Here is a 23,198-nt window from a genome sequence, read left to right on the forward strand (position 1 = left end):
AGGATCTTCAGGGGGAGCCTGCGGCGGCGCGAGGCTACGCCGGACGGTTGAACCTCAGGCTCAGGCCCCCGCCGTGCCTGTCGCTGCCTGGGCTCGGTATTCCTGGGGGCTGAGGCCGCGGACTCGTTTGAAGGCGGAGCTCAGGGCGAAGCCGCTGCTGTAGCCGACCTGGCGGGCCACCATGGCCACCGTGGTGTCCGGTTCGCGCAGCAGGTCCGCGGCCAGGGTGAGCCGCCAGTCGGCGAGGTAGGCCATCGGCGGCTCCCCGACGACAGCGGTGAAGCGGCGGGCGAGCTGAGCCCGGGAGACGCCGACCTTGCGGGCGATCGACTCGACCGTCCACGAATGGGCGGGGTTGTCGTGCAGCAGCCGCAGCGCGGGACCCACGACCGGATCGCTCTGGGCCCGGTACCAGGCCGGTGCCCTGGAGTCGGGATCGGCCAGCCAGCCGCGTAGTACGTTGACCAGGAGCAGGTCCAGCAGTCGGTCCAGGACGAGTTCCTGGCCCGGCTCGTCGCGGGCCATCTCCTCGGCGAGCAGTCCGATCAGCGGGTCGTTGCCCTCTCCGGCGGGGCGTACGACAACGGCGGGCAGCGTGCTCAGCAGGCGCCGGCCGATCTCGCTGGGCGCCAGGTAGGTGCCGGAGAGCATCACCGCCGAACCCTCGCCCAGCGCGTCTCCCCAGGTGCGCATGCCGAGGGCCATCGTCTCCGTGACGTCCTCCCCGGCAGGGGTGTTGCACCGCTGATCGGGACCGACGGTGATCCGCACTGCCGTGTCGAGCGCGTCGGAGACGACGTACGGGTCGGGCCCGCGCATCACCGCCACGTCGCCGGGGCACAGCCGGACTGGCTCGGCGCGGTCGGGCCTGACCCAGGCTTCGCCATGCACCATCGTCACCACCGAGATCGGCGCCCGGTCCTCGACCCGCAGCGCCCACGGCGGGTTGAACACGGACTTCAGCAGGAAGGCGCCGCGTGCCCTGGGCCCCTCGAGAAGGCCGGTGATCGCGTCCAATGTCGTCCTCCGGGAGTTGGGGGTACGGGACGCCTGCTCTCCGAGACGGGGAACAGCCGGGAGCAGACGCCGACTCAGGTGTGGGCCCAGAGTGCCAGGACCCGGCCGAGGCAGGCCAGAGCCACGTACGGGCGGCGGCATGGTGGCCTCCAACCGGCCTGCGGTCGTCAGGTCCGCCTCGTCGAGCATCCACGGCGGCAGGTGGGTGAGGACCTTCGGCGGCGCGGTGCGCAGCAGTCTGCGTTCGACGGACAGACAGGCCTGCGGGCCAAGTTCCGCGAAGGCGGGGAAGGCCAGTTGCTCCTGGTCCGCAAGGTGATGGCACAGGATGGTGCCGAACGCGTCGGCGGCGGGGATCAGGACGGCCGGGGCACCGTATACGAAGGCCTCGTCGACGCGGTCCATGGCGTCATCCAGTCGCCCGTGGTCGTCGCCGAGGGTGCGCGCGGCCTCGGCGAACCCCGGTATCGCACGGTGCAGTTCGGGCCACGGCACCTCGTCATCGCTGTGGTGGTGTCAGTCGATCACCTCACGCAGCCGGTGCCACCAGGTGCTGACCGGGACCATCTGCTCGGCCGTCACGAAGGGCGCCCCGCCGGCCAGCCTGCGGGCGTTGCGGCGCATGGCGATGTGCATACGTGCGAATCCGTGGAAGTGGTGGGGCAGCGTCTGTAGACGCTCACTCGACATCGCTTCGAAGCGGGCTCCTCGTCCCCTGGCGGGGCGACAAGGCGGGCGGCTGACAGCGCACGCGGCGCCGCGTCGGGCCGCGGTCGCCGGGTGCGTCAGGTGTGCCAGGTCCTCGGTTCCTCAGGTGTTCCAGACGCCGGTGGCGGCGGCGTCCCGGGCGAAGTCGGCGAAGTCCTTGGGCTTGCGGCCGAGGGCCTCCTCGACGCCATGGACGAGGTGACTGTTGCGGCCGTCGAGGATCAGCTCGAACAGGTCGGCGAACTCGACGGGAAGCCCGTTGTCCTCGAGGGCCTTGCGGTACTCGTCGACCGTGACCGGGATGTACGTGATCTGCCGGCCGGTCGCCTTGCTCAGCTCCGTGGCGATGTCGTGGAAGCTCAGCAGACGCGGGCCGGACAGCTCGTAGGTCCTGCCGATGTGCCGGTCGTCGGTGAGGGCCGCCACGGCGACGTCGGCGATATCGTCGGCGTCGACGAATGCCTCCACCGCGTCCCCGGTCGGCAGGGCGAGCTCGCCGGCGAGGACCGGTTCGTGGAAGAAGCTCTCGCTGAAGTTCTGCGCGAACCAACTGGCCCTGACGACTGTCCAGTCGGCTCCGGACTCCTTGAGCTTGTCCTCGCTGATGCGGGCCCCTTCCTCGCCGCGCCCGGAGAGCAGGACCAGGCGCCGGGCACCCTTGGCGACCGCGGTCCGGGCGAAGGCGCCGACGGTCTCGGCGGCGCCCGGGAAGGCGAGGTCGGGGTAGTAGGTGACGTAGACGGCGAGGACCCCGTCGAGGGCGGCCTCCCAGGTGCCGGGGTCCTCCCACACGAAGGGGGGCTCGCCGGACCTGGACCCGACCCGCACCGGAAGCCCTTGTGCGGTGAGCCGCTCAGCCACCCGGCGCCCGGTCTTGCCCGTGCCGCCGATCACCAGGATCATGCTGTCCGTCATCGCGGAAGTCGTGGAGTCGTTCAGTGTGTTCGTCATGCTCTCAGTCAACTCCCTGACCGCTGAGAGGAACCATGGCCGCGAAGCTCATCTCTGTACGCGAACGTCTACCTCAGCCGTACTTCTCGCACCCGGTCGAGTTCAGCCCCGCAGCCCCGGAGGCAGCGTTCCACCGCTCCGCCTTCCCCACCGTCGCCGGCCCGCCGGGGACACCCGCCCCCGTGGATACCCCGTATGGGTTAGGAACGCCTCGTTAACCTTCTGCGCGGGCCGGTGCGGTGGCACCGCCACCAGCACCGCATCGTCTCCGTTCGGCAGGGGCGGTGCCACCAGGGCGACTTCGTCCCCGGACCGCAGACGCAGCACCAGTCCCCGCAGCCGGTGCTCGTCGCCGGGCACGGTGCGCAGGCGCGCGTGCATCTGGTCCTGCGCCGGGGAGTACAGCCGTACGTGGGCCAGCAGTGCCCCGTGCCTGAACTCCTCCCAGCGGCCAAGCCCAAGGTTGCGGAACGGCGGCTCCTGCCATGGCCGCAGCGCGTGCAGACGTTCCAGCAGGCGCCGTAGGAAGTTTCGGACCGACGGCTCGTCATGCGGCTGCCAGGACAGGTCGTTCTCCCAGGCTGCCGCGGCGAGTGCCGCCTCGATTCCAGCGTACTGCTCTTCTGTGGTGAGGTCGTGGAAGGGCTGCTCCAGGATCATGCGACTGATGCGTTCGACTTCCTCATCGCCCAGCTCCGGGCTGAACTGCAGGCAGTAGAGGATCGCTTCGAGTACCCCGGAATTCATGCGCACAGTATGACCACCCAGCTCTCCGCCCAGGGGCTGGTCCGAACCGGCGGGCGGGGAGGTGACAGTCAGAGCCTGGTCGATGCCCCAGGTTGCGGGGTGCCGAAGAATTTGCGCTTGTGCCCCTGGCAGGATTCGAACCTAAGACACCCCCTTCAGATGCTCGGGGCAGGGAGGCTCGGCCGGGTCCTCGCCGAGCCGAACCTCGCCGAGCGTCTCCTTGGCTGGCTGTCCCACCACCAGGGTGCCCTGCCATCGGTCGGACAGGCGGGCGAGCAGGTCCGCGGCGCCGGTCGCCGCGGCCAGGGCTTTCCTTCGCGGCCGCGGCCTCGCTGGACCCGAGGAGCGCGGTGGACGGGGCCCTGTCCGAAGTGCTCAGCTCCAACGTCGCGAGCGTTCCAGCTCTGCCGAATACCGAGGGCCATGCGGCCCGCCGGGGTTGCGAACCGCTGGTGGGATGTTGTGCCTTGAGCACTCCCGCGGTTGCCATCGGGTTGCTCGTCGCGGGCACCGCCCTCCTCGGCGCAGTCGGCGCGCTGATCTCCATCCCCGCGGTGGCGACGCTGCAGGCCTCCCTGGGGGTGCGTGTGAAGCGGTACGACGTCACGGACAACCCCCGGGTCCACGGGCCACGGACACACGGTTCGGGCAGCCTCACTGCCCGTCTGCGGCGGCTGTTCTCCGCATGAGGGGGGCTTGCCGGGACTCAACGGGTGAGTGTTGCCCAGACCCCGGCGCTGAGCACGGCGGCCGTGTAGCCGCCGACGGCGACGTAGATGATCCGCTGCTTTGCGGCATCGCTCCATGACGTGCGGGACAGCAGCCAGGCGACTGCGGGCAGCACCAGCACGGCGTGCAGGCTCACCCCGTGCAGCGGCTTGAGAGGCGCCGTGGAGTGGTACGCCGCCTGCTGGTGTCCGGTGCGGGACAGCACGACTCCGCGCGCGATCATCGCGGCGCCCGACAGCAGCGCGACGATCAGGATCGCGAACCCGGAGCGCAGTGCGAGCGCCATGCCCAGGGGGCCGCCTGGCCGGTGCCGGAACGCGGCGGCGGCGAACACCGACAGCACGACGACCAGCACACCGCCGCCCGCGGCGAGCGTCATCGCGACCATGGTGTCGAACGGCGTCTCGGTGTTGAGGTGCGAGGGCACATGGCGCCACGCTTGGAGGGTGATCCCGGCGACCTCCACGACGCAGTCCGCGGCGAACACGACGAGCAGGACGGCGCGGGCCCGCGCACCGATGCGCAGGTATGACGTCACCCAGGTGACCGCGATCAGCGTCAGCCCGAAGGAGAGCCCGAACGTGACGGGCTTGCGCCAGGAGACGGGGCCGTCCCAGGGGCCGTCGTCGACGGCGAACACCACCAGGTGCGCCAGGCCGGACAACGCGAGGACGGCGCCGGTCGCGTAGCAGAGGCGTTCGCGGGGCCGGGCGGCGTGCCACAGGGCGTTCGTCCGGCTGCCGGGGCGCAAGCGGGTGGCGGTGCTGGCCGACCGCGCCGAGGCGATGACGGCGGGGGTGTGGGTTCCGTGGTGATCCATGGGAGTCAGCTTCGACGCGACGGGCGCCGCGGTCGTCGTACGGGCGGAGACTCCCGCCGTACGTCCCGGGAAGCAGGCGCGCGGTGCGGCCGGAAACCGGCGTTGTCAGTGTGCTGTCCGGTGACATCGAAGGTTATTGGAGTCGGTCCGGTCTTTCGAGAGCGAGGCCCGTCCCGGCGAGGAATCCGCCGAGGTTGCTGGTTGACCCTCGCCGCGGTCCACACCTGGTCCTCCACCCAGTCGTGCGCGGCCGGACCCTGCTCCAGATACGCGGCCGGCTTCTCCAGACAGCGCGGGACAGACGGCACCGCGATCCACTCGCACCGCGTGAGGCCAGAGCCTGCGCACCGGCATCGCGTCAAAGCTGGTGCCACTGGTAGGCCGACGTCCGGCTCACCCGCAGGCGCCGTGCCACCTCCAGCGGCTTGATTTTCTACTCGAACAGTTCGGCTGCCTGCATCCGCACCGTGCCCAACACGCCTGCCCGCGAATCGTCAGATGCCGTTGGCGGGCCACATCCCGCAGAGAGGCGAGCCGTCGGTGGAGGCCATCGTCGAGGTGACCGGCCTGCTCGCGCCGGGGACGCGCGGCGCTGAGGGGGCGTGAGGTTCGGGCGCTGCCCTTGGCTGTGCCGGCCGGGGTTCTCCTGCGACGGAGCCCGGCCGGCATGTCCGGCGATTCAGCCCTGGAGGGAGGCGAGCCAGGCGGTCAGCAGGCGGTTGACCTCCTCGGGGCGCTCCTGCTGGATCCAGTGCCCGCAGCCGTCCAGGATGTGGGTGGAGGCCAGGCCGGGCAGGGTGGCTGGGTAGGCGTCGATCGCGTCGGCCATCCAGGTCGTGGAGGCGTCCAGGGCGCCGCCGATGAACAGGGACGGCTGCTTGATCGGGGCGCCGCCGTACTGGGCGAGGTCCTCCCAATCGCGGTCCATGTTGCGGTAGCGGTTGAGGGCCCCGGTCATGCCGGTGCGCTCGAACTCCCCGGCGTACACGTCGAGGTCGTCCTCGGTCAGCCAGGCGGGCTGTTTGCCGCCGGGGAAGCGGTCGCGCAGCCGGCCGCCGGTGCGGGCCACAAAGTGCGGGTCGGGCTCGCTCTGGGCGGGCATGGTGTCGGCGGACAGGGCCGCGTAGAAGCCGGCGAGCCAGCTTCGGACGTCGGGCTCCATCTCCGCTTCGGCTCGGCCGGGCTCCTGGAAGTACGAGACGTAGAACTCCTGGTCGCCGCCCATCTGCGCGAAGACGTCGGTGGGGCGGGGGCCGCCGGGCGGCGCGTAGGGGACGCTCAGCAGTCCGACGGCGCGGAAGACCTCGGGGTGGAGCAGGGCGGAGGCCGCTGCGATGTTGGAGCCCCAGTCGTGCCCGACGACCACCGCCCTCTCCTCGCCCAGGGCGCGCACCAGGGCGACGTTGTCCTCCACCAGGTCGAGCATCCGGTAGGCGTCCGTCGCGGCCGGCTTGGAGGAGCGGCCGTAGCCGCGCACGTCGAGCGCCACGGCCCGGTACCCCGCCGCCGCGAGGGCCGGGAGCTGGCGGCGCCAGGAGTACCAGGACTCGGGGAAGCCGTGGACGAGCAGGACCAGCGGTCCGGTGCCCTGCTCGACCAGGTGCAGGCGCCCGGCGGGTGCCTCGATGGTGAGGTGGCGCAGGTCGGCGGACGGCGCGGGCTGGTGCATGGCTTCTCCTTGGTTCACGGGCGGCCGCGGTTACCCACCGATCATGCGGCGCGGCGGCCGCCCGACGCGAGTACCCTTGCCATCCTGGCAAACTTGCAGGACAGGGCGGTGGAGGCGGCACGGCCGGAGGGAGCGGGGCGACGGTGACGGACGACGGCATGGCCGACACGCTGGCGGCCATGGGCCCCCGGCTTCGGACCGCGCGCGAGCAGCGCGGCGCCACACTCACCGGCGTCAGCCGCGCGACCGGCATCTCGCTGAGCACGCTGTCGCGGATCGAGACCGGCCGGCGCAAGCCGACCCTGGAGGTGCTGCTGCAGCTCGCGAAGGCGTACGACATGTCCCTGGACGAGCTGGCCGGCACCGCACCCGTCGCCGCGGCCGGACCGCGCACCCCGATGCCGCAGCGTCCCGGCGACGACAAGGCGGTGCTGCCGCTGACCCGGTACGTGGGGGGCCTGCACGCCCACAAGCACGTCCTGCCCGCCGTCGACGCGCCACCGGCGCGGCCGCGGCAGGTCTCCCACGACGGGTACGAATGGCTGTGCGTCCTGTACGGGCGGCTGTGGCTGGCGCTCGGCGAGCAGGACCTCGTCCTGAGCGCCGGGGACGTCGCCGAGTTCGACACCCGCACCGCTCACGGAGTCGCGAACGCCGGACCCGGCGGACCGGTCGAATACCTGATCATGTTCGGGCCGCAAGGAGAGCGCCTACGACCGCGCACCCCTCCAGCCCCCGGCCGCGGGGCCCGGTAGTGCGGAGCACAGCGTCCGGCGCGAGGGGATCTGACTGAGGTTTTCTCAACGGTGATCATTCGTGGTCCTGCGACGAGGGAGGAAAGCGGCAGGGAGGGCGGTCTACGCTCGCACCATGACGATCACCTATGAGTGGCGGGGCGACTTCGACAACACAGCGGTCAATGCGCTGCATGCAGCGGGCTTCAACCATCAGGCTTCGAACGTCGATTGGCTGGGCCAGGTCCATCGCCACAGCCTGGGTTGGGTCTGTGCACGCCATAAAGGTGACCTCGTCGGTTTCGTGAATGTCGCGTGGGACGGCGGCGTCCACGCATTCATCCTGGACACCGTGGTCGCGGCAAGCTACCGCCACTCGGGGATCGGAACCGGGCTTGTCGCCGAGGCCGCCCGACAAGCCCGTACAGCCAAGTGCGAATGGCTGCACGTCGACTTCGAGGACGATCTGCAACCGTTCTACTTCGACGCCTGCGGATTCCAGCCGACGGCCGCGGGTCTCATCGCACTCTGAGCCGACCCCGCCGCATTGCGCCCCAGCTATGAACAGCCGCGAAGCCCCTGCTAGGGCCCGTCTTCAAACTCGCGCCGTCCGGCCGGGACCTACCCGCGGAGGCCGAGCTGACCGACGTTGACTAGTGCCCCGGCAGGCAACGTTTGCCCGTCAAGGAGCGGCGTCCGGTGCGTGCTCTCGGTGTGCCGGCCGGAAGTCCTCGTACTGGACGTACTTGGGCTTTCGGCCGGTGCGGCGAGAGTGCGTGCCGGGCGTCGCGACGGGGCGAACGTTGCCTGTTGGGGCACTAGCTCGGCGCGCGGTGCTGGACGGCGGCGGTCCGCCGGCCGAGCTGCCCCTTGGTCCACGTGGCTGCCGATCCGGCGGGCGGACCGAACTGCACCGGGCAGCCAGGGTCGGTTCGTACTTCCGGGGTGTACGGAGTCGTCGTTGAAGATTGAACGTGACGTCTGAATACCGCCGGACCCGCAGGGCGTTCCGGTCTTGGATTGAGCGTGTCCAAGACCGGAACAAGGAGTTCTACGGAGATGACGATGAACGGTGCGACGGCGCTCGACGGCAAGGTGGCGCTGGTGACCGGCGGCAGCCGGGGGATCGGGGCGGCGGTCGCGCTGCGGCTGGCCGAGGACGGCGCAGACGTGGCGCTGACCTACCAGGGCTCGGCCGAGTTGGCCGAGGAGGTGGTCGCCAAGATCACCGCGATGGGGCGGAGCGGCTGGGCCGTCCGCGCGGACAGCGCAGACCCGGAGGCGGTGTGCGGCGCGGTGGCGGCGGTCGCCGAGCGGTTCACGCGGCTGGACATCCTGGTGAACAATGCGGGTGTCGGCGCCGTCGGACCGATCGAGGCGGTGACATGCGACCAGATCGACCGGGTGCTGGCGGTGAACGTTCGCGCGCCCTACCTCTATGCCCAGGCGGCGCTGCAGTACATGGTCGAGGGCGGACGGATCGTGAGCATCGGCAGCTGCATCGCACAGCGCGTGGCCTTCCCCGGAAGCACGCTCTACGCGACCAGCAAGGCCGCTCTGATCGGCTTCACCAAGGGCATGGCCCGGGAGCTCGGCCCGCATGGGGTCACCGTCAATCTGGTCCACCCGGGCCCGATCGACACCGACATGAACCCGGGCGACGGCGATTCCGCCGACTTCCAGCGCGGCTTCACTGCGCTCGGCCGCTACGGCACGGCGGTGGAGGTCGCGGACGCCGTCTCGTACCTGGTCGGCGAGAGCGCCCGATACGTCACAGGCGCGGAGCTGGCGGTGGACGGTGGCTTCGCAGTCTGAGCCCGCACGGTCCGACGCAGGCCAGGTAGTCCTTGGCGCTCAGTCCGTCACGGCATCGACCCGTGATCTTGGGCAGTGGATCATGGCTGGGTGATACGTCGCCAGGAGTTGTCCGATGCCGAGTGGGACCTGCTGCGGCCTTTGCTGCCCACGGCTGCGACAGGCCGTCCCCGGTTGGACGACCGTATGGTCCTGAACGGCATCGTGTGGAAGTTCCGCACCGGGGTTGCCTGGCGGGACGTGCCCGAGCGGTACGGGTCCTGGGCCACCCTGCACACCCGGTTCCGCCGGTGGGCCAAGGACGGCACCCTCGAGCGGATGCTGCAAGCCGCGCAGGCGAAGGCGGACGCAGCCGGCGACATCGACTGGGTCGCCTCGGTCGACTCCACCATTGTCCGAGCCCACCAGCATGCTTCCGGAGCCCGAAAGGGGGGCTCCGCGACCAGGCTCTCGGCCGCTCGCGCGGCGGGCTGACCAGCAAGCTCCACCTGGCGGTCGACGGACTCGGCCGCCCGCTCGGCCTGGTCCTGACCGGCGGCAACGTCAACGACTGCACGCGGTTCACCGCTGTGATGGGCGCCATCCGGGTGCCCCGGTCGGGTCCGGGACGGCCCCGGACCCGACCCGCCCATGTCATCGGCGACAAGGGCTACAGCTCGAAGGCGATCCGCGCCTGGCTTCGGCGGCACAACATCGCCCACACGATTCCCGAACGAGCGGACCAGATCGCCAACCGCCTTCGACGCGGCCGCTCCGGCGGGCGCCCGCCCGCCTTCGACAAGCAGATCTACAAACGCCGTAACGTCGTCGAACGCTGCTTCAACAGGCTGAAGCAATGGCGAGGCATCGCAACTCGCTACGACAAGACCGCCGAGTGCTACCAGGCAGCCGTCGCCCTCGCCTCACTTCTCATGTGGGCGTAGCCCTTTGACGACACTCCCTAGGGCAGGTCTCACCACAAGATCATGTCCGTAGCAACCAGAGGCTTCACGTTGGTCACCTATGTTGCCAGGCTTGGTGACCCGAGCCATGTCGTGGAGTACCGTGCCTGGCTGCTGGCCGCCCACCGCCGCCGGATCGGCACACCGAAAGACGTCACGCGCGCTGAGGCAGGTCCGTCAGGCGGTGCTGGTGCTGTGCTGGTTCCGCGAGCGCAACTGCGCGCACTGCCTCGCCCGTGACGTCGGATTCTCCAAGACGTCGCTTTATCTGGTGAGGTGAAGGTGCTACTGAGTACGGCGAACCATTCGGCGGTTAAGGCCGAAAATGTTCAGGGACGCCCCGATCTCGACAGCCCCGGGCCGCCATGCAGTGGGTACTCAGGGAGTCTGGGGCGGGACAAGTCGCCATTCCCCGGAATGGCCAGGTGGGAGCGCCAGGTCACGGCGGACGGCCGCGTAGTACCGCTCACGTGCGGCGCGTTGGCGCTTGAGCATGGTGGACCAGGATTCCGGGCTATGAGTCTGGTCTCGCAAGAATCCTTCCATCTCCATCACCACGACGACCCATTCGCGGGCTTTCTCCACCACGTCCGGGGTACCAAGCATCAACAGCGCCTCCCCGGCCGGGTCCCGGGCATCAGTGGCATCGGCCAGGTGAGGCGCCGCTTCCTCGGGTGACAAGGGGTGCGGGTGTGGGTCGTTGCCGAGGTACGCCGCAATCCGGTATGCCAGGGTGACACTCTTCTTCAGCGACCTGGCGTAGTCGGCGTAGGCTGTCAGCCGCCGCTCTTCCCAACGGGCCGCCTGCTCGCGACGGAAGCGGGCTTGGTCGCCGCGCGTGCTCGCCACATACGATCCAAGGGCACCGATTACCACGCCGATCAGTGCGGGGAGCTGTTGCGTGAACGCCGACATGGCCACACGGTATATCGCTGCGGCAGGTGCGACTTGATGGAGTTTCAATTCATGGCTCTTCGGTAGCCGATGAGAGCTGCGGCGATGCCGGCGAACGCGAGGAAGTGCTTGGCCTTGCGCTCGTAGCGACGATGCAGGCGTCGGCAGCCGGCCAGCCAGGACACTGTCCGCTCAACCACCCAGCAGTGTCTGCCCAGTCGCTGCGAGGGCTCAACGCCTTTGAGGGCGACACGGTGGGTGATGCCTCGGCTGCGTAGCCATCGGCGTAGGGATCCGTCCTGGCCCTCGGCCGTCCCCGGCGGATACATCCACGCCCAGTTCTATGTCGACGAGTACCGCTTCATCCACATCATCGGCTCCCTGTTCGTCCTCGCACCTGGAACCACGCCCAGGAATCGCCTGGTCGGGTCCGCACCTTCGCGAACTGAGGGACGCCGTACGCGTCTTGCTCGGTCTGGACGACGACAGCGCCGTCGTGATCCGCCAACTCGGCTGCGGCGAACTTCGGCTACCCACCGCTGGAAGCCGTCGTCGAGGTGCTGCCCGTGGAGCGCGGGGTCCACCGCTGGACACCCCACCGCCCCGCCGACGGGATCACCGAGCACGACCGGCGGGCCACCCTGCTCCACCGTCGGCCGAGGTGACCGGAACCTGGCCTGACCGCCCCTGAACCCGGGCCTCGGAGTTCGAGCCGGGCGAACGCCTTGCGGAGGCCCGGCTCTGCGAACGCTCGTCGCGCTGGTCGACGGCGTCCGCTAGCTCGTCAGGGGAACGGCTCGTGCTCGGCGGGAGTCGGTGCGGATGCAGGCGGCCGGGCTGTTCGAGCAGAGGATCAAATCCCCGGCGGCTGCTCCCCCTGAAGTGGAACGAGGGGAGCAGGTGTCCTGGCTTGCGGCCCGAAAACCGGCTCGCAACAGCGGCTGTCGCAGAAATATTCCGACGCAACGACTTTTTGCCGCGTGGCGGACCTCACCGCCTGGGTAGTTCACTGTTCAACAAGCTCGGGCTACTGTCTCAAGGGTCTGAGGGCAGGCAAATGCCAGCGAAGCCGCCCATTCACACCACGGGGTGAGCAAGGAGAAGGAATCATGGCAAGCAGGACTATGCGTCGGGTTGTGGTCGCGATCACTTCTACCGTCGTCGCGGCGGCCGGGCTTTTGGCTACCGGTGGTTCCGCCTCGGCGGCGACGTACCCGAGCAGCAGCCATTCGGGCGCCGTATCGGTCGTCCGAACCGCTGACGGCCACCACGGGGACCGGCACAGTTACCGCGGGAACTGGCACAGCACGTTCAACGGCCGCGGTAGCGGCGATCGTGGCCACTGGGACCGGGATCAGGGTGGACGTCGCTTCTTGGTCCGGGATCACGACGGAGGTCGTTACTGGATCCGCTACGACGACCGCGGGGGCTACTGGGTGCGTATCGACGATGGTCGTCGTCTGTGGGTCCTCGACCAGCTCCGTTGGGCTGACGGCCATGGATACACCTTTTGGGGCCTGGAGCACGACGGTCGTTCACACCGCTGAGGACCGCAGTCATCAAGGCCGCCACTGCCTGGGCTGTCGCACGCCAGTGGGCGAGTGACGCTGTCTGAGCCACCCCGGCCCATGCGGGCGGGCATCACAGGACAGCGGGGGCGGCAGTCGGGGCTGCTTTAAGGGACAGCAGCAGCCATGACACCGAACGCCGCCCCCGCGCCCCCAGCGGACGTTCCCAGCCACCGCCCCCACGGGCCGAGCGCAACCTCTTCAAAGGGGCCGTCATCATGCGTCGTCCTGCTTCGGCACCCGAATTCCAAGGGATGGAGGCCGGGCAGACCGCTTCTCCCCTTGACCACAGGGCCGCGTCGGTGCCGGGCCCGCGCAATGTTCCCACTGCCGACACCCGACACCACCCCGGTCCCCGAACACACTCAGAGCCATGATCACTTGTGTAGACCACATGCTTGACACGGAGCTCGTGTCGCCCCTGGGCGTACGGCTGCGGGTGCCGACTCAACTGCTTTACAGGTCGAAGGACCCCCTCGTGGTGGAGTTCCTCTTCCACGACCTCGTCCGAGGCCCAGTGCCTTGGGTCATCTCACGCGAGCTGCTCTTGCGGGGGTTGCTGGCACCCAGCGGTGAGGGGGATGTGCGGGTGTGGCCGACCGGGTCCGGTCCGGAAGCACTTTTGCACCTTCGCCTGACTCCTCCGGGCGGGTTCGCCCACCTCATCGCCGCACTTCCGGCCGTCGAGCACTGGCTGCTTCGCACGTACCAACTGGTGCCCGCCGCCCAGGAGACCGACGCACTGGGCCTTGACCTGGAAAGCCATCTCGACCGGTTCCTGGACGGGCCGTCCTGAAGCCACCCGCCGCCAGGCATCCTCGGGGTGGCTGCCTCCCGTAGGAGGGCGAGGTTGGACGGCGCCTCCGGGCACCTGTCAGTGGCCTGCGAAGATGATGTATGCACAATCATCCGTGCCGACCGGAGGAGGCCCGCGATGTCACGGCCCAGGCCCGCGACCGGCACCAGGGCGTTCAAGGTCGCGGTGTGGCGTACGTTCCTGCAGGTGCAGCATGACGTACTCGGCGAGATCGAGAAGGAACTCGCGGAACGCCACCGCCTCTCCGTCAGCGAGTTCGACACCCTCGTGAACATCCCGCTCGGCGGGATACGACTGCGGGAGCTTAATAAGCAGGTGGTCCTGACACAGGGCGCGGTCAGCCGCCTGTGCGACAGGCTCGCCGACCGCGGACTCGTCTGCCGTTCCCCGGTGGCGGACGACGCGCGCGGTGCGACGATTCGGCTGACCGGGGCCGGCCGGAAGCTGATCCGCAGCGCGGCCCGCACCAACGCCGAGGTGGTGGAGCGGATGTTCGCCGACCGGCTGTCGCAGGCGCAGTTGGAATCTCTGCACGAGATCCTGGCCCAGCTGCACACGGGGGACCACTCGAAAGGCTGCGAACCCACCCGGTGAACCCGCCGGCTGTCGGGGTCAGCCGCCCTGGGATGTCCGGTCGACGGACTGGGCGGCGGCACCGTCGCACGCATCCCGCTGATGGGTGACGGCCAGGAGCGCGGCGTCGTCGTCCAGGCGTCCGCCGGTGTGCCGGGCCAGGTCGGCGAGGAGGGTGTCCAGGATCGCGGCCGGGTCCGACGGGAGGGGGCGGGACAGGTGTGGCACGGGGTCGTAGAAGACGCCGTGGCGGTCGCGGGCCTCCAGCCCGCCGTTGGTGAACAGCGCCAGGGTTGCGCCGGGAGGCAGGGGATACTGCTCCACCGGCACCCGTATGCGGCCCAGGTCGCCCAAGCCCAGCGGCAGCGTGGGATCGGCCGGATCCAGTGAGCGCGCTCGGCCCTGATGGACGAGAAGCGGCGCGCAGTGCCCCAGGTTGGACAGGTACAGGACGGAGCCGTCGCCGGCGATCTCGATGACGGCGGCGGTGGCGAAGGACTCCGCCCCCTCCGCACTTTCGGCGTTCAGCTCCTGCATGCGTTCCTCCAGGCGGCCGACCAGGCCCGGGCAGGTCGGGCACCCGGGTCGCAGCTTCGTGGAAGCTGCCCAGCAGCCCGTTGACGGTCCTCACCGCCCCCATCCCCTTGCCGCGCACATCGGCGATCATCAGCCGGACCCCGTGGGGGTGGCGTGGATGGCGTACAGGTCGCCGCCGATGGCGGCCTCCCGCATGGCGGCCTCGTACCGGACGGCCACGGCCAGCGGCCCGATGCGGTCGGAGGGCGTGGGGAGCACGGCGCGTTGGACGGCTTCGGCTACCTCGCGGTGTCCTTGAGCTGCTGCCGGTAGCGGGCCATCAGCCGGTTGAGGACGGCGGCCAGGGCCGTCAGGGCGACGACGGTGACGAGCTGGACGGGATGGGTGAGGAAAGCTCCCCCGCTTCTGGCGGCCACCTCGAGTTCCCCGATGACGATCCCCGCCACCCCGGTGGTGATCGTGCCCTGCAGGGCGAGCACGGGTGCGGCCAGCACCGGCGCGGCCGCCAGGAGGGGGAAGGTGCTGATCCCTCGGGTGAACAGACCGAGGACGATCGCGGCCACGATGACTGCGGCAGGCAGAAAGGACGGCCAGCGCCTCTGGCCGACCGGTGCGTGCGATTGTCTCTCACGCCCCGTCTTCCTGAGCTCCTCAAGCCGGTCGTGGAGAGGCCTCAGGCGCCAGTCTGCGCTGCGCTCCGCACTACGGCGACCGAAGCACGGCCGCAGACACGCCGCGGCCGACGGCCTCTTCCCACTCATCCGGAACTGCGACCGCCTGTGCTTCTTCGTGCCAGGAGCCCGCGTTGCCACCACGGTCGATGCTGGACGGGGCGGAGGCCGGCATGGGCAGCCGTCGCCGGTGCGGGGATCCGCTTGTGCGGGCCGCGGAGGCCATCCTCGGCCGGGCGGCTCGGGGCGGCTGCGGTCGACCGGTCGGCGTGGTCCAGGTCGGCGAGGAGGCGCTCGACGTCGGTCATCAGTGATCCGTAGACGTGCCAGGCTCCCGGTTCGGCGAGTGCGCCGCGTTCGATCAGGCCGGTCATCGTCTCGTGCCAGGCCGTGGCTTCGCCAATGGCTTTGCGTAGCCGCTCGCGGGTCTCGACCCCGCCGGCGTCGGTGGCCTGCCCGGGAGCGGCGAACGACTCGACCGCCTGCCCCGCTGCCTCCAGGGTCGCCGCGTACCGGTCGGTGAAGAGGTGGCCCAGGCGGTGGTCGGAGTGCCGGTCCGCGACGTTGTCGGCCAGGGTCCGGGCGATGCCGCGGACCTGGAACGACACCCGGTGCAGGGCGCGCAGCGCCTCGCAGTGGGTCGACGGCTCCCGTCCGCCGTGCACCGCGCACCGCGTGTTCCAGCGCAGGCTCTCCTCGCCGCGGTGCACGTCCTCTTGTACCTGCGCCACCAGTTCCTCCAGGTGTCGGCCCTGCTCCAGCCACGTGTGCGCGCGGTCGGTGTGTTTCCGTTCCCGCAGTCCGCGGCCCATGTCGTCCAGGAGCGAGCCCATGGCCGTGGCCAGACCTCGCACCGAGGCGTGGGAGGCGCCCAGGTGCAGCGGCGGCAGGATGAGCGCGTTCACCGCGGTTCCCACCGCTGCACCGACCAGCGCTTCCAGGGCCAGCGCGGCCACCTGGCCCACCGGGGCGGTGGTGGCCGCGGCCAGGGTGAGTACCGCGGTGGAGGCGACCTGCAGCCGGCTGTCGGAGCTCTGACGGCCGGCGGCGACCAACGCGATCGCGACGACCGCCACAGTACTTCCCGCGCTGGAGCCGAAGAGCCACACGACGGCCACGGCCAGCGACAGTCCGGCCACGCGGGTGGCCAGACTGCGGGCGGCCTGCGTCACCGACCGGTAGACGGTAGGGGCATTGACCATGAGCAGCGCGGTGGCCACGGCCAGGTACTGCTGCTGCCCGGGGATGCACCGCGAGGCGACCTCCCAGGACGACAGCGCCGCGATCAGCGCCTTGGCCCACTGCACCGACGCGCTGGCTGCCCGCCGGGGACGCATTGTCCGCAGGGTCCGCAGCAGTCGCGGTGCCCAGTCGGCCGCGGCATGCCACCGAGCGAAAATGGTTGAATATTGCACGATGTCGATGATGGCATGATTTGCCTTATTGGTCGGAGTGGTGCTGGCCACACCCCCGGGCGTGGACTGCTTGAAGGCTGGTCCGGTACGGCGGTACGGCGGTAGATGGCCGGCTCGATTTCCAGCTCGGCGGTGCGCCTGCGGGGATCGAGGACGAGGGTGGCTGACGTGGACGAGTCTCACCGTTTCCACCCGACCGCGGAGGCGGCCGGGCGCCTGGTGGTGCAGGGCTGGTGGGGGAGTGAGGAGCGCGCCCGTCGCAAGTTCTCGTGTACGGCAGTATGCCCCGCGCCCACATCACCCTTTCCGGCAAGCAGCAGGCGGCGTGTTGACGGCGTGGCCGAGTGAGGGCTGATGGCCTGCCGTCCTGTTCGCCATGGCTTACCGCCCGGATCCCGCCCGCGGTCGTGCGCTGCGGCAGATCCTCGGCCGGCACCGCAACGAGCTGCCGCCTGGCTTGCTGCCGCCCGCGCGCACGCAGGAGCCGGGGGCGGCGGTTGGCGAGTACCGGTTGTCGACGCGCCGCCGCCAGGAGCCGTCTTCCGTCGTGTGCCGCGCAGCGAAAGAGGCACCCTCGTACCCCTGAGCGGCTACGGGTGCCGGCCGGGCGCGCGGTGAGCGCGCCGGGGTCCCGGCCCGTCCATCCACTGTTGTGCCCTCCTGCCGACATGGTGCAGGGTGGATGTCATGCTCGCCGATCACCAGGAGCACGACGTAGTGGTCACGGCCGTGGCTCCGGTGGGGATTGCCGTCCGCGCGGACAGACACGACGGTTTCATCGACCAGACCAAACACCCCTCATGGCGGTCGGACACGCCCCGCGCCGCCGTCGGCGATCGGATGCGCGCGGTGGTGCTGGACGCCACCAGGACCCCACCGCGATTCAGCGCCCTGCCGGGCGATCTACAGACGGCCCGGAGCTTGCGCCATACCGAACCCCTGGTGCGCCGCTGCCCGCCGTCCGGCAGCGGCCGAACCGTGAAGTGGGCCGCCGTGCAGGAGGCATTGGGCATCGTCTTGCCGGCCGACTGCAAACGGCTCGTCCAACCATACGGCGGCGGGCTCTTCGCAGGGATGCTCAGGCTGCTGGAGCCGGGCTGCCCGGATCCGATGTACGACCTCGTCGCCCGGACCGCGGAACGCGAGGAGATCCTCGCCGAGCTCTGGGAAGCAGGCGAGGACAAGCCGACGGAACTCCATGAGGGCAACGCCAGACTGGTGCCCTGGGGGTACGTGGAAGGTGCGGGACACTTCCTGTACTGGCTCGGACAGCCCGGTGCCGAGCCGGAGGAATGGACAGTCCTCCTCAACGAGGGGCGCGGCCCCCTCTGGGAGGCCTGTCCAGTGTCGTGCAGCCGGTTCATCCTCGACGTGGTGACCGGCACGACGACATCGTTTTACTTCACGATCTTGCGAGGGCCTTGATGGTGCTGGCTCTTGCGGCTGGGGCGTTAGGTGGTCAGCTCGGGATCAGGACGGAGGACGGATTGGTAGTCGGAGAGGGCTTTGTTGACCTCGGTCAGGTCGAATGCGGCCGGGCCGAACTGGTCGGCGGTGTTCAGGCCGAGCCATTCGAGGCGTTCCTCGTGCTCGTCGTGGCTGGGGTCGGCGAGGATCTCGACGAGGTAGTCGTATCCCCACACACCACCGCAGTCCTCAGGCGGGCAGGCACGACGGCCAGTGAGGCAGCGAGAATACGCGCCCTAGGACCAGGTGGTTTCGCCGTGTCGGTCGAGGAGGCGTCCGGAGGGGGCGCCGAGTTTTTCGGTGGCGAGGTGGACGATTGCGTCGGTGCCTTCGGTGATGGTTTGTGGGCCGCTGTGGTCGGTGAGGTCGGTGGCGGTGTAGCCGGGGTCGGCGGCGTTGATCCGGATGTCGGGCAGGGCTTTGGCGTATTGGGTGGTCAGCATTGTCAGGGCCGCTTTCGAGGCGGTGTACAGCGGTGCGATGACTTTGGATTCGGGCCGTGAGGGGTCGTGGGTGAGGGCGAGTGAGCCCATTCCGCTGCTGACGTTGATGATGACCGGGTCCGGTGACCGGTGCAGCAGTGGCAGGAACGCGGTCGTCACGCGCACCGCGCCGATGACGTTGACGTCGAAGATTTTGAGGGCCTCGGTGCCGGTGAGGGTGCTGGGATCGCCGACGGGGCCGGGGATGCCGGCGTTGTTGATCAGCACGTCGATGGTGCCCTCGTGCTCGGCGACATCCGCGGCTGCGGCGGCCACCGACGCGTCGTCGCGCACGTCGATTTGGACGAACCGTGCTCCGAGCGTGGTGGCGGCTTCCGTGCCCCGCTGTGGGTCGCGGGCGCCGATGAGTACGGTGTGGCCGAGTTCGATGAGGCGGCGGGCGGTCTCGCGGCCGAGGCCCTTGTTGGCTCCGGTGATGCAGGTGATGGTCATGTATCCATGGTTCGGCCGGCTGCCGGCGCCGACCAGTCGGGCTGTCGGTCGAGGACGTCGTGCTCCGGGAGGCCGGCCGGCAGCCGTGTCGTGCGCTGTGGGGGTGAGGACCATCCGCGTCGGCCCGGGGTGCTGGCGCCGGTCGTTCTTCGCGGCGGCGATGAGTGCGCCGCTGTCATGAACCGGCCGGGCCGGTGAGGCGTCAGTGTGGGGAGTTCGGTTGCCAGCGCAGTGCGGCCCGGCGCTGGTAGCGTCGGGCGAAGCCGTGCAGCAGGATGAACCGCGGTACTGTCGGCACCTGGCGGACGACGATCTGGTAGCGGGTGCTGTCGAGGCCGTCGAGCAGCCAGTGCCCCTCGTCGCCCAGCTCGGTGAACGACCTCTGCTTGATGTGGAATTCCTGCTCCCAAGTCCGCCACTCGCCCACTGTCAACGCGGACGCGGCGACGGGCATCGTCTGCTGTTCCTCCCGCTGCAGATGCGGGAGGAGCGCATCCTCCAGCGCGGTCAGTGACGCCAGCAGGTCGGCTCTGGTCTCGTCGGATCCGCCCTCGGCATACCTGTGGGCCGCAGAGACGACAGCGGTCATCGCGTCGGAGATGCCTGCGTGGTCCTGTTCCATGGTGTCGAGCAACTCCGCGGCATCCGGCGCCTTCTTTCGCAGCAGCGGCCACAGGCCACGGTCCTCGCTGCTGTGGTGGTCGTGCAGGAAGCGCATCATCCACCGGAGGTGGTCGGCGAGCGCGACCCGCCGGTTGCCGTCCGGATACGGCTGCTCGGTGAGTGCGGTGCGGGTACGTGCCAGGTCCCTGCGGAGTGCGTCGTGAATGATCCCCATCATGCGTGTGTCGGCCGGCTCGTCGGCCTGGTGCTTCGCCATCTTCCCCCCTGCGGTGTGGCCCCCCGGAGTGCCGTGCGGTCATCGGCGCTCGGCAGGGAGGCGAGCGTACAGCGATTCCACGGGCACTTCCATCGTTCTGTGTGACGGAGAATGGCCGCGCCGGCGCTGGTCCGGGTGTCCAGCTACGCCACAGCGGGCTTTCATGCGGAAATCGCGAGTGTGCGGGCGGCTTTGGAGGGCGAGCGCAACGCCGCCTTGCTCCGGGCGGCGCGAGCCGTGGGGCGGTTCATCGTATGGGGCATGCTCCGCGGCCCGCCGCAGCGGCCGACCCCCGGGGGCCGGGCCGATGAGGCGTCAGCCGCTACCCGCTCCGGTTCCGCACCTACAACGTGTGGGCGGAGCACCGTTGTGTGCATCGAGGAGCCGTCGGTGGATGCGGTTGTGGGGGAGTGCGCGGCCCGCGGGATTACCGCCCAGTACAACAAGCCGATCAGTCCGGCCCACGTTGCTGAGCAGGCCGAAGGCTTCGAGCGGTGCCGGCGCGCACTGACCCGGTATCACGCGGGTGCCGGGCGGTAGGGATCGTCTGGGGCGCTCGCGTATGCCGTTCGCGTGCGGGGGTCGGCAGCGGGGTGCGGTCGCCGGTTTCAGGGGATGATGACGATCTTGCCGCGGATCCGGCCGGCTTCACTGAGGCGGTGGATGTCTGCGAGGTCGGTCAGCGGGTGTGATGCGCTGATGTCGAGGGTGACGTCACCGGCGTCGACGAGTTTTACGAGTGCCGCCAGGTGTGCCACATCGTTGCGGGCAATCATGTGGATTGAGCTCACTCCGGTGTCGGTGGGCGGTTCGATGGGGGTGGTGATCGAGACGATCCGGCCGTGCGGCCGTACCGCAGACGCCAGCGCCGCGGCATCGTGTGGGAGCAGCGGAACGAGATTGAACACGGTGTCCACTGGGCCGTCGAGCGCGGCTGCGACGGGCCCGGTGGTGTAGTCGATGACGTGGTCCGCTCCGTGTCGCCGGACTGCCTGGTTGCTGCGGGCGCCGGCAGTGGCGATCACTTCGGCTCCGGCGTGCTTGGCGAGCTGTGTGACGAAGCCGCCGACTCCTCCGCCCGCACCGTTGACCAGGACCCGCTGACCGGCTCTCACCTTCCCATGCTCGAACACTGCCTGCCAGGCTGTCAGGCCGGCCACGGGTAGGGCCGCGGCACGGGTGAGAGGAACAGAGGCCGGCGCCGGGACCAGAAGTGCAGCCGGCGCCCGGACGTATTCGGCGGCTGCTCCGGCACCGTCCAGGCGTCCGACGACCTGGTCGCCGACGGCAAGCCCGTCGGTTCCCGGGCCGGTCTCGGCGACTGTGCCGGCGACGTCCCAGCCCAGTGTGTAGGGGAGGTTCACGGGCAGGAACGCCTGCAGCAGTCCGGCGCGCAACGCTGCCTCGGTGGGATTGAACGAAGTCGCCGCGACGCGGACGAGTACTTCGCCCAAGTGGGGTCGAGGCTGCGGAACGTCGTCGTAGCGGATCACGGACGCGTCGCCGAAGGCGTGGATACGCGCGGTCTTCATCGTCATGCCGTGAACCTACGGCCGCCCCAGGGAGACGATCCATGCGCCAGGGTGCCTCATTCATGCGCGCACGTCTCATGCGTACGCTCGCCCCCCGTCATGTGCTCATCGATCGCGTACGTCTCGTGCGTACGCTCGCACCCGTGGATGTGCTCAGCGATGTCATCACGGTGGCGCGGACCGGCCGGCCCCGGTCGGCGTACGTGCGATGGCATGCCCCGTGGGGACAGCAGTTCGCGTCGGTTCCGGGGTCTGCGGGATTCCAGGTGATCCTGGAGGGCTCCTGCTGGCTCCTGTCCCCACCTGCGGCGCCGCTCCGACTGGGCGCGGGCGATGTGCTGTTCGTGCCGCACGGCCGCGGGCACACCCTGGCCGACAACCCGGCAACCGCGGTCACAGTCCCTGCCTGTGCCCCTGACGATCCCGAGCTGCCCGAGTCCTGCGCGTCGGACAGTGTCGGCCAGCTCGGCCGGGACGGTCCGGTCACCGTGGTCCTCTGCGGCGCCTACCAGCTCGACCCGTCCCGAACCCACCCGCTGCTTCTCACCATGCCGGATCTGATCCACCTGCCGGCCGACCCGGGCCGCCACCCCGAGCTGCTCGCCGCGGTGCAGCTCCTGGCCGCCGAGACGGGCAGTCCACGCCTGGGCACCAGCGCAACCGTCCCCGCGCTCCTGGACACGCTCCTGATGTACATCCTGCGCATCTGGCTTGCCGAACAGCCCACCCACGGCAGCACCACCGGCTGGGCCGCGGCACTCAACGACCCGGCGGTCACCGCCGCCCTCCACGCCGTCCACCGGGACCCGGCAGCGCCATGGACCGTGGCGAAACTCGCCGCGGAAGCGGGCCTGTCGCGGGCAGCGTTCGCCAGGCGCTTTTCCGCACTGATCGGCCAACCGCCCCTCGGCTACCTGACCTGGTGGCGGCTGACCATGGCAGCCCGCCTGCTACAGGCGACACAAGCGCCGTTGAGATCCATTGCTGCCCAGGTGGGATACACCTCCGAGTTCGCCTTCGCCAACGCGTTCAAGCGCACCCATGGGCTAGCCCCCGGCGCGTACAGGCGCAGGAGCTGAATCGGCTGCAGGGACCGTTGTACGCCGACACCACCGGCGACCGCCTCGATGAGGAGGACCCTGCGCCTCAACCCCTGGCGTTCGTTTGGTGGGAGGAAAGTTGCGGCAAGTGTCGGAACCCGAGCGTGGCTACTGGTTCACTTCTCGGCCGTCGCCGACAGCAGAGCGCGGTGGGTCCCGGATCAGGGGATCCGGGACCCACCGGTAGCTGGATGCTGCTGTCAGAGGGCGGTGGTGTGGACGGCCGTGCCCGCCGTAACGCCCTCGGGGGTGGCGATGGCCAGGACGTCGGAGGTGACGGCTGCGATCGGCGTGTCGACGTAGAGACCGCCGAAGCCGCCGACCGCGAGGCCGCCGGAGACGTTGTCCAGGTCGGCGTCGGAGATCTCGGCTGTCGCAACCTGGGGGGCGAGGTTCATCACGCGTGGTTCCCTTCGAATGAGCACTTTTGAACGGCAGCGGTCGCTCGCTCGGTTTCCGGTACCGGAATTTCTGTCCGCGAGTTTGCGCTACGCGAAGGATCAAAGCAGGCCGATCATGGGGCGGCCAGTCGTCCGAGTCCCGGACGGGACGCAGGTCGAAATGTGCCTTCACCAGTGTGACCACGCAATGACCGGACACACCGACTCCTTCACATGGCCCGCTGAGCAGGTGCAGACGTGACGGTTGAGCCGGCACCCAGGGCGGTCACTTCCGCGC

Annotated in this window: 22 protein-coding genes and 4 pseudogenes; 9 read left to right on the plus strand and 17 right to left on the minus strand. The window is 69.8% G+C overall.

Features of this window, described 5'->3' with window-relative positions; genetic code table 11:
• Nucleotides 1-60 precede the first annotated feature (60 nt).
• From ACIQFZ_RS21920 to ACIQFZ_RS21935, 4 genes are all read right to left on the minus strand, one after another.
• Entirely contained in the window at nt 61-1,017 is a 957-nt protein-coding gene (locus tag ACIQFZ_RS21920; RefSeq protein ID WP_402691963.1) for an AraC family transcriptional regulator, read from the minus strand.
• A 516-nt stretch (nt 1,018-1,533) separates the two neighbouring features.
• Complete coding sequence (locus ACIQFZ_RS21925) at nt 1,534-1,707, minus strand: hypothetical protein (protein WP_402691945.1); 174 nt, start codon at nt 1,705-1,707, stop codon at nt 1,534-1,536.
• Nucleotides 1,708-1,827: 120 nt separating this feature from the next.
• Nucleotides 1,828-2,676, minus strand: coding sequence for an NmrA family NAD(P)-binding protein (locus ACIQFZ_RS21930; RefSeq protein WP_402691946.1), 849 nt, complete (start codon nt 2,674-2,676; stop codon nt 1,828-1,830).
• 102 nt (nt 2,677-2,778) lie between these two features.
• On the minus strand, nt 2,779-3,423 hold the full coding sequence (locus ACIQFZ_RS21935; protein WP_402691947.1) for a hypothetical protein: 645 nt from the start codon (nt 3,421-3,423) through the stop codon (nt 2,779-2,781).
• 476 nt (nt 3,424-3,899) lie between these two features.
• Between ACIQFZ_RS21935 and ACIQFZ_RS21940 the strand changes: the two are divergent.
• Nucleotides 3,900-4,112 (plus strand): annotated as a pseudogene (locus tag ACIQFZ_RS21940) (AI-2E family transporter); the annotation flags it as partial.
• A 17-nt stretch (nt 4,113-4,129) separates the two neighbouring features.
• Here ACIQFZ_RS21940 and ACIQFZ_RS21945 read toward each other — a convergent pair.
• Nucleotides 4,130-4,972, minus strand: a complete 843-nt coding sequence (locus tag ACIQFZ_RS21945; protein WP_402691948.1) for a hypothetical protein — start codon at nt 4,970-4,972, stop codon at nt 4,130-4,132.
• Between the two features lie 679 nt (nt 4,973-5,651).
• Nucleotides 5,652-6,641, minus strand: coding sequence for an alpha/beta fold hydrolase (locus ACIQFZ_RS21950; protein WP_383061301.1), 990 nt, complete (start codon nt 6,639-6,641; stop codon nt 5,652-5,654).
• 158 nt (nt 6,642-6,799) lie between these two features.
• Between ACIQFZ_RS21950 and ACIQFZ_RS21955 the strand changes: the two genes are divergently transcribed.
• The 4 genes and pseudogenes from ACIQFZ_RS21955 to ACIQFZ_RS21970 all read left to right on the plus strand — a co-directional run bounded on the left by ACIQFZ_RS21955 (nt 6,800) and on the right by ACIQFZ_RS21970 (nt 10,113).
• Nucleotides 6,800-7,396: a helix-turn-helix domain-containing protein gene (locus tag ACIQFZ_RS21955; protein ID WP_376651643.1), complete on the plus strand. Its 597-nt coding sequence runs from the start codon at nt 6,800-6,802 to the stop codon at nt 7,394-7,396.
• Between the two features lie 115 nt (nt 7,397-7,511).
• The gene (locus ACIQFZ_RS21960) at nt 7,512-7,907 is read left to right on the plus strand and encodes a GNAT family N-acetyltransferase (RefSeq protein ID WP_402691949.1); all 396 of its coding nucleotides are present in this window, start codon (nt 7,512-7,514) and stop codon (nt 7,905-7,907) included.
• Between the two features lie 527 nt (nt 7,908-8,434).
• The gene (locus ACIQFZ_RS21965; protein ID WP_383061298.1) at nt 8,435-9,190 is read left to right on the plus strand and encodes an SDR family NAD(P)-dependent oxidoreductase; all 756 of its coding nucleotides are present in this window, start codon (nt 8,435-8,437) and stop codon (nt 9,188-9,190) included.
• A 93-nt stretch (nt 9,191-9,283) separates the two neighbouring features.
• A pseudogene (locus ACIQFZ_RS21970) lies at nt 9,284-10,113 on the plus strand (IS5 family transposase).
• A 396-nt stretch (nt 10,114-10,509) separates the two neighbouring features.
• Here ACIQFZ_RS21970 and ACIQFZ_RS21975 read toward each other — a convergent pair.
• Together ACIQFZ_RS21975 and ACIQFZ_RS21980 are read right to left on the minus strand one after the other, a co-directional pair.
• Nucleotides 10,510-11,046, minus strand: a complete 537-nt coding sequence (locus ACIQFZ_RS21975; protein WP_402691950.1) for a hypothetical protein — start codon at nt 11,044-11,046, stop codon at nt 10,510-10,512.
• A gap of 44 nt (nt 11,047-11,090) precedes the next feature.
• Nucleotides 11,091-11,318, minus strand: a pseudogene (locus ACIQFZ_RS21980) (IS5/IS1182 family transposase); the annotation flags it as partial.
• 1,648 nt (nt 11,319-12,966) lie between these two features.
• Here ACIQFZ_RS21980 and ACIQFZ_RS21985 point away from each other — a divergent pair.
• Together ACIQFZ_RS21985 and ACIQFZ_RS21990 are read left to right on the plus strand one after the other, a co-directional pair.
• On the plus strand, nt 12,967-13,389 hold the full coding sequence (locus ACIQFZ_RS21985) for an SsgA family sporulation/cell division regulator (RefSeq protein WP_365430112.1): 423 nt from the start codon (nt 12,967-12,969) through the stop codon (nt 13,387-13,389).
• Between the two features lie 138 nt (nt 13,390-13,527).
• The gene (locus tag ACIQFZ_RS21990; protein WP_383059455.1) at nt 13,528-14,004 is read left to right on the plus strand and encodes a MarR family winged helix-turn-helix transcriptional regulator; all 477 of its coding nucleotides are present in this window, start codon (nt 13,528-13,530) and stop codon (nt 14,002-14,004) included.
• Between the two features lie 18 nt (nt 14,005-14,022).
• Here the strand turns inward: ACIQFZ_RS21990 and ACIQFZ_RS21995 are convergent, their stop codons facing one another.
• The 4 genes from ACIQFZ_RS21995 to ACIQFZ_RS22010 all read right to left on the minus strand — a co-directional run bounded on the left by ACIQFZ_RS21995 (nt 14,023) and on the right by ACIQFZ_RS22010 (nt 16,528).
• Nucleotides 14,023-14,520 carry a PP2C family protein-serine/threonine phosphatase gene (locus ACIQFZ_RS21995; protein ID WP_383059457.1) on the minus strand — a complete coding sequence of 166 codons (498 nt, stop codon included), beginning with the start codon at nt 14,518-14,520 and terminating at the stop codon, nt 14,023-14,025.
• Nucleotides 14,521-14,649: 129 nt separating this feature from the next.
• Entirely contained in the window at nt 14,650-14,778 is a 129-nt protein-coding gene (locus tag ACIQFZ_RS22000) for a hypothetical protein (RefSeq protein WP_383059459.1), read from the minus strand.
• A 20-nt stretch (nt 14,779-14,798) separates the two neighbouring features.
• Nucleotides 14,799-15,083 (minus strand): hypothetical protein, encoded by a 285-nt coding sequence (locus ACIQFZ_RS22005; protein ID WP_402691951.1) that lies wholly within the window; start codon nt 15,081-15,083, stop codon nt 14,799-14,801.
• A 194-nt stretch (nt 15,084-15,277) separates the two neighbouring features.
• Entirely contained in the window at nt 15,278-16,528 is a 1,251-nt protein-coding gene (locus ACIQFZ_RS22010; RefSeq protein WP_402691952.1) for a hypothetical protein, read from the minus strand.
• Between the two features lie 765 nt (nt 16,529-17,293).
• On the opposite strand from ACIQFZ_RS22010, the gene ACIQFZ_RS22015 reads away from it, so the two are divergent.
• A complete protein-coding gene (locus ACIQFZ_RS22015) occupies nt 17,294-18,031 on the plus strand; it encodes an SMI1/KNR4 family protein (protein WP_365430120.1) in 738 nt (245 codons plus the stop codon).
• 26 nt (nt 18,032-18,057) lie between these two features.
• Here the strand turns inward: ACIQFZ_RS22015 and ACIQFZ_RS22020 are convergent.
• The 4 genes and pseudogenes from ACIQFZ_RS22020 to ACIQFZ_RS22035 all read right to left on the minus strand — a co-directional run.
• Nucleotides 18,058-18,291: pseudogene (locus tag ACIQFZ_RS22020) on the minus strand (hypothetical protein); the annotation flags it as partial.
• An 18-nt stretch (nt 18,292-18,309) separates the two neighbouring features.
• The gene (locus ACIQFZ_RS22025; RefSeq protein WP_402691953.1) at nt 18,310-19,008 is read right to left on the minus strand and encodes an SDR family NAD(P)-dependent oxidoreductase; all 699 of its coding nucleotides are present in this window, start codon (nt 19,006-19,008) and stop codon (nt 18,310-18,312) included.
• 202 nt (nt 19,009-19,210) lie between these two features.
• The gene (locus tag ACIQFZ_RS22030) at nt 19,211-19,888 is read right to left on the minus strand and encodes a hemerythrin domain-containing protein (protein WP_365430124.1); all 678 of its coding nucleotides are present in this window, start codon (nt 19,886-19,888) and stop codon (nt 19,211-19,213) included.
• A 608-nt stretch (nt 19,889-20,496) separates the two neighbouring features.
• A complete protein-coding gene (locus tag ACIQFZ_RS22035; protein ID WP_402691954.1) occupies nt 20,497-21,426 on the minus strand; it encodes an NADP-dependent oxidoreductase in 930 nt (309 codons plus the stop codon).
• 137 nt (nt 21,427-21,563) lie between these two features.
• Here ACIQFZ_RS22035 and ACIQFZ_RS22040 point away from each other — a divergent pair, with 137 nt between their 5' ends.
• Nucleotides 21,564-22,499 (plus strand): AraC family transcriptional regulator, encoded by a 936-nt coding sequence (locus tag ACIQFZ_RS22040; protein WP_402691955.1) that lies wholly within the window; start codon nt 21,564-21,566, stop codon nt 22,497-22,499.
• 221 nt (nt 22,500-22,720) lie between these two features.
• Here ACIQFZ_RS22040 and ACIQFZ_RS22045 read toward each other — a convergent pair whose 3' ends face one another.
• Nucleotides 22,721-22,918 carry a hypothetical protein gene (locus ACIQFZ_RS22045; protein WP_365426640.1) on the minus strand — a complete coding sequence of 66 codons (198 nt, stop codon included), beginning with the start codon at nt 22,916-22,918 and terminating at the stop codon, nt 22,721-22,723.
• Nucleotides 22,919-23,198: the final 280 nt, after the last annotated feature.

It is taken from the genome of Streptomyces sp. NPDC093064, from assembly GCF_044754605.1.
Classification (GTDB): Bacteria; Actinomycetota; Actinomycetes; order Streptomycetales; family Streptomycetaceae; genus Streptomyces.

What these genes read in the sequence shown, in the direction of transcription:
- ACIQFZ_RS21975 (WP_402691950.1), bottom strand. Translation starts at nt 11,046, where the DNA reads ATGTCGGCGTTCACGCAACAGCTCCCCGCACTGATCGGCGTGGTAATC.
- ACIQFZ_RS22010 (WP_402691952.1), bottom strand. Translation starts at nt 16,528, where the DNA reads ATGCGTCCCCGGCGGGCAGCCAGCGCGTCGGTGCAGTGGGCCAAGGCG.
- ACIQFZ_RS21955 (WP_376651643.1), top strand. Translation starts at nt 6,800, where the DNA reads ATGGCCGACACGCTGGCGGCCATGGGCCCCCGGCTTCGGACCGCGCGC.
- ACIQFZ_RS22015 (WP_365430120.1), top strand. Translation starts at nt 17,294, where the DNA reads ATGCTCGCCGATCACCAGGAGCACGACGTAGTGGTCACGGCCGTGGCT.
- ACIQFZ_RS22045 (WP_365426640.1), bottom strand. Translation starts at nt 22,918, where the DNA reads ATGAACCTCGCCCCCCAGGTTGCGACAGCCGAGATCTCCGACGCCGAC.
- ACIQFZ_RS21935 (WP_402691947.1), bottom strand. Translation starts at nt 3,423, where the DNA reads ATGAATTCCGGGGTACTCGAAGCGATCCTCTACTGCCTGCAGTTCAGC.
- ACIQFZ_RS21950 (WP_383061301.1), bottom strand. Translation starts at nt 6,641, where the DNA reads ATGCACCAGCCCGCGCCGTCCGCCGACCTGCGCCACCTCACCATCGAG.
- ACIQFZ_RS21930 (WP_402691946.1), bottom strand. Translation starts at nt 2,676, where the DNA reads ATGACGAACACACTGAACGACTCCACGACTTCCGCGATGACGGACAGC.
- ACIQFZ_RS22030 (WP_365430124.1), bottom strand. Translation starts at nt 19,888, where the DNA reads ATGGCGAAGCACCAGGCCGACGAGCCGGCCGACACACGCATGATGGGG.
- ACIQFZ_RS21985 (WP_365430112.1), top strand. Translation starts at nt 12,967, where the DNA reads ATGATCACTTGTGTAGACCACATGCTTGACACGGAGCTCGTGTCGCCC.
- ACIQFZ_RS22035 (WP_402691954.1), bottom strand. Translation starts at nt 21,426, where the DNA reads ATGACGATGAAGACCGCGCGTATCCACGCCTTCGGCGACGCGTCCGTG.
- ACIQFZ_RS21925 (WP_402691945.1), bottom strand. Translation starts at nt 1,707, where the DNA reads ATGTCGAGTGAGCGTCTACAGACGCTGCCCCACCACTTCCACGGATTC.
- ACIQFZ_RS21990 (WP_383059455.1), top strand. Translation starts at nt 13,528, where the DNA reads ATGTCACGGCCCAGGCCCGCGACCGGCACCAGGGCGTTCAAGGTCGCG.
- ACIQFZ_RS21960 (WP_402691949.1), top strand. Translation starts at nt 7,512, where the DNA reads ATGACGATCACCTATGAGTGGCGGGGCGACTTCGACAACACAGCGGTC.
- ACIQFZ_RS22025 (WP_402691953.1), bottom strand. Translation starts at nt 19,008, where the DNA reads ATGACCATCACCTGCATCACCGGAGCCAACAAGGGCCTCGGCCGCGAG.
- ACIQFZ_RS21965 (WP_383061298.1), top strand. Translation starts at nt 8,435, where the DNA reads ATGACGATGAACGGTGCGACGGCGCTCGACGGCAAGGTGGCGCTGGTG.
- ACIQFZ_RS21945 (WP_402691948.1), bottom strand. Translation starts at nt 4,972, where the DNA reads ATGGATCACCACGGAACCCACACCCCCGCCGTCATCGCCTCGGCGCGG.
- ACIQFZ_RS21995 (WP_383059457.1), bottom strand. Translation starts at nt 14,520, where the DNA reads ATGCAGGAGCTGAACGCCGAAAGTGCGGAGGGGGCGGAGTCCTTCGCC.